Below are 4,112 nucleotides of genomic sequence, written 5' to 3'. Positions count from 1 at the left end.
CGCCCGCCCCCGGCGCACTGGTCGCCGACGCGCTGGACGCCCTGACCGACGCCGCCGCCCGGGCCGCCCTCGCCGACGTCGACCTGGCCCGGGGTGGGCGGCGGGACACCGTGGTCGGCTGCTGGCTGACCGCGCTGACCGGCCCGGCCCGGGAGTTCACCGCCGCCCCGGACGCGCTGCGCGCCCTCCGCGCCGAGCTGGACGCCTGGCAGCGGGACGCCGTGGGAGGGGCGGTACGGGCCAGCTTCCGCCTGGTCGAACCGGAACCTGAGGAGATCGCCGACCCGCTCGTGGTGGTGCCGGCGGACCCGGCCACGGTGGTCGCCGCCGACGGCCCGTGGCGGATCGAGTTCGGCCTGCAGTCCGCCGACGAGCCTGGCCTGCACGTCGACGCCGGGCAGGTGTGGCGGGCCCCGGAGACCGTACCCGCGCTGGCCGGGCCGCTGGACAGCCCGCAGGAGGCCCTGCTGGCCGAGCTGGGCCGGGCCGGCCGGCTCTGGCCCGAACTGGACGCCGCACTGCGCACCGCCACACCCGAAGGGCTGGAACTGGACGCCGAGGGCGCGCACCGGTTCCTGCGCGACGGCGCCCCGGTGCTGCACGCCGCCGGTTTCGGGGTGCTGCTGCCGTCCTGGTGGCGACGCCCGTCGGCGCGGCTCGGCGCCCGGCTGCGGGCCCGCGGCAGGACCGCGCCGGGAACGGTCGCCGCCACCTCCGGCGGCGTCGGTCTGGACGCGCTGGTCGACTACCGGTGGGAGGTGGCGCTCGGCGACGAAACCCTCGACGTCGACGAACTGGCCACGCTCGCCGCGCTGAAGACACCGCTGGTGCGGCTGCGCGGACGCTGGGTGGAACTGGACCCGAAACGACTCGCCGCCGGGCTGCGGTTGCTGCGCTCCGCCGGCGAGCTGACCGTCGCCGACCTGGTCCGGCTCGGCCTCGCCGAGGGCGACCGGCCGGACGCGCTACCGGTGCTGGAGGTCACCGCCGACGGGCCGCTGGGTGACCTGCTCGCCGGGGAGGTCGAGCGGCGGCTGACCCCGCTCGACCCGCCGCCCACCTTCAAGGGGACGTTGCGGCCGTACCAGCGGCGCGGGCTGGCCTGGATGGCCTTCCTCCAGTCCCTCGGCCTGGGCGGGATCCTCGCCGACGACATGGGTCTGGGCAAGACGGTGCAGCTGCTCGCCCTGTTCGCCGCAGACCCGGCGGACGCCGGACCGACGCTGCTGGTCTGCCCGATGTCGCTGGTCGGCAACTGGCAGCGGGAAGCCGCCCGGTTCACCCCGGGGCTGCGGGTGCACGTGCACCACGGCGCCGACCGGGCCCGGGGCGCGCCGTTCGAGGACGCGGTGCACGCCGCCGACCTGGTCCTCACCACGTACTCGGTGGCCGCCCGGGACGCGGTCGCGCTCGCCTCGGTCGCCTGGCACCGGGTGGTCCTCGACGAGGCACAGGCGATCAAGAACGCCTCGACGCGGCAGGCCGAGGCGGTCCGGTCGCTGCCCGCGCGGCATCGGATCGCCGTCACCGGCACGCCGGTGGAGAACCGGCTTGCCGACCTCTGGTCGATCATGCAGTTCGCCAACCCCGGGCTGCTGGGCCCGGCGTCCAGCTTCAAACAGTCGTACGCGGTGCCCATCGAGCGGCACGGCGACGCCGCGACCGCCGCCCGGCTGCGCCGGATGACCGGCCCGTTCGTGCTGCGTCGGCTCAAGACCGACTCCTCGATCATCTCCGACCTGCCCGAGAAGCTGGAGATGGAGGTGCTCTGCAACCTCACCGCCGAACAGGCCGCGCTGTACCGGGCGATCGTCGACGACATGCTGGCGCGGATCGAGTCCAGCGACGGCATGGAGCGACGTGGCCTGGTGCTGGCCACCATGACCCGGCTCAAGCAGGTCTGCAACCACCCCGCCCAGTTGCTGCGCGACGGGTCGGCCCTGCCGGGCCGCTCCGGCAAACTGGACCGGCTGGAGGAAATCCTCGACGAGGTGCTGGCCGCGGGGGAGAAGGCACTGCTGTTCACCCAGTACGCCGAGTTCGGCGCGATGCTGCGCGGTCACCTCTCCGCCCGGTTCGGCCGGGAGGTGCTCTTCCTGCACGGCGGAGTCGGCAAGGCCGACCGGGACACCATGGTCACCCGGTTCCAGTCCCCGGACGGGCCGGCGGTCTTCGTGCTGTCGCTGAAGGCCGGCGGCACCGGACTCACCCTCACCGCCGCCAACCACGTGGTGCACGTGGACCGTTGGTGGAACCCGGCGGTGGAGGACCAGGCCACCGACCGGGCGTTCCGCATCGGCCAACGCCGCCGGGTGCAGGTCCGTAAGTTCGTCAGCGCCGGCACGGTGGAGGAGAAGGTGGCCCAGATGATCGCCGACAAGCGTCACCTGGCCGCATCGGTGGTGGGCGGCGGCGAGCAGTGGATCACCGAGCTCTCCACCGCCCAGCTGCGCGAGCTGTTCACCCTGGAGGCCGGGGCGGTGGCCGAGTGACCGGCCCGTCGGGTACGCCCCGCCGGTCCGAAGCCCCGGGCGGGGCCGACCGGTTCGCCGACTTCAGGCCGCCGCGGCGGGTCGACGGTGGACTGAAGGCCCGCAGCACCCGGGGCGCGATCGGAGTCTCCTGGTGGTCCCGGCGTTTCCTGGAGGTGCTGGAGTCGTTCGCGCTCGGCACCCGGCTCACCCGGGGACGGGCGTACGCGCGTCGCGGGCAGGTGCTCCGGCTCGACGTGACACCCGGCCGGGTCGAGGCGACCGTGCAGGGCTCCCGGCCCGCGCCATACCGGGCCGCCATCGACCTGCCGGTCTTTTCAGCAGCGCGCTGGGAACGGGTCGAGCGGGAACTGGCCGCGCAGGCGTTCTTCAGCGCCCGGCTGCTCGCCGGCGACCTCCCGGCCGAGTTGGAGCAGGTCTTCGCCGACGCCGGGGCCCCGCTCTTTCCGAGCGGGGTGGGGGAGCTGACCCAACGGTGCAGCTGCCCCGACGCCGCCGTGCCGTGCAAGCACCTGGCGGCGACCTTCTACCTGCTCGCGGAGGCGTTCGACGCCGACCCGTTCATGCTGCTGCACTGGCGGGGCCGTAGCCGCGCGGCCCTGCTCGATCGGCTGCGTACGCTGCGCGCCGCGGTCACCGTAGCGTCGGGTCCGGACGGTCCGGGCGCTGCCACGACAGCGCCGCGACCGGACGGCGCGGGTGTCGCGCCGGCACCGTCCGGGTCGACACCGCAGGCGTCCCCGGAGATGACCGGTGCGGGGCGGGCCACCACGGCGCGGGCTCCGGCCGGGTACGACGCGGCGGCCGGTGCCCACCGGGTGCTGGCCGGCCTGCCCGCGGCCCCGTTGGCCGAGGCCGTGGACCGGTTCTGGCTGCCACCGGTACCGTTGCCGGAGCGTCCGCCCACCCTGGCCACCGGCCCGGAACTGCTGCTGCGGCAGCTCGGCGCACCCGCCCCGGCGATCGGCGGCCCGGGTCTGCTGGAGCGACTGCGCCGGGCGTACCGCGCCTTCGGCGGCGGCTGACTTCGTTACGCGCCTTCGGCGGCTGACCATTGGCGGGCGACGGATCTGGGGCAAGCACCCGGCGGCGTGGCCGCCACCTGTCCAGTACCTCCGGGCAGCGCCGGTCACAGCCAGCGGCGGCGGAACCGCCACGTCAGCACGACGTTGCCGACCAGCACCACGGCGCAGATCGCGCCGGCCAGCCGCCCGGCCAGCACCGTCATGGCCGGCAGCGACGCCCAGAGCGCGATCGTCAACAGCATCAGCCAGCGCCCGCGCCGGGTCCGGGCCCGCTGGTCGAGTCTCGCGAAGAACTTCGGGTCGCTCTCCCGGAGCTGCCGGGTGATCTGTTCGAATCTGCGCTGATCCTCTTTGCTGAGCATGGCGATGCCTTCCCCTCACGGCTTCAGCGGTTCGGCGGCTTACCCGCTGGCGCGGCGGCTCACGCCCTCCTGCCGCTGCTACTTTCCCGCCCGGGTCGGGGATCGCGTCGTTCGCAATACTGCGCAAACCGGGGCGTCCAGGTCCCCTGATGCCGCAACGTGCGCAACTGGGGGCGCCTCTGACCTGAGGGCGCGGTTGTCCGGCGGCTCGGGGGCGGGTCAGTGGCCTCGGC

General features: G+C 74.7%; 3 protein-coding genes. 2 read left to right on the top strand and 1 reads right to left on the bottom strand.

The window, feature by feature from the left end; genetic code table 11:
- Positions 1–2,492 (top strand): DEAD/DEAH box helicase (locus tag E1182_RS29565; RefSeq protein WP_132271006.1); only part of this gene is annotated, 2,492 nt, incomplete at its 5' end.
- A complete protein-coding gene (locus tag E1182_RS29560; protein WP_132271005.1) occupies positions 2,489–3,517 on the top strand; it encodes an SWIM zinc finger family protein in 1,029 nt (342 codons plus the stop codon). The genes E1182_RS29565 and E1182_RS29560, both read left to right, overlap by 4 nt.
- Positions 3,518–3,621: 104 nt before the next feature.
- Here E1182_RS29560 and E1182_RS29555 read toward each other — a convergent pair whose 3' ends face one another.
- Positions 3,622–3,879 carry a DUF3040 domain-containing protein gene (locus E1182_RS29555; protein WP_132271004.1) on the bottom strand — a complete coding sequence of 86 codons (258 nt, stop codon included), beginning with the start codon at positions 3,877–3,879 and terminating at the stop codon, positions 3,622–3,624.
- Positions 3,880–4,112 lie beyond the last annotated feature (233 nt).

The sequence above is a fragment of the Micromonospora sp. KC721 genome (genome assembly GCF_004348355.1).
Taxonomy (GTDB): domain Bacteria; phylum Actinomycetota; class Actinomycetes; order Mycobacteriales; family Micromonosporaceae; genus Micromonospora.
This window is presented reverse-complemented; position numbering and strand designations above follow the sequence as displayed.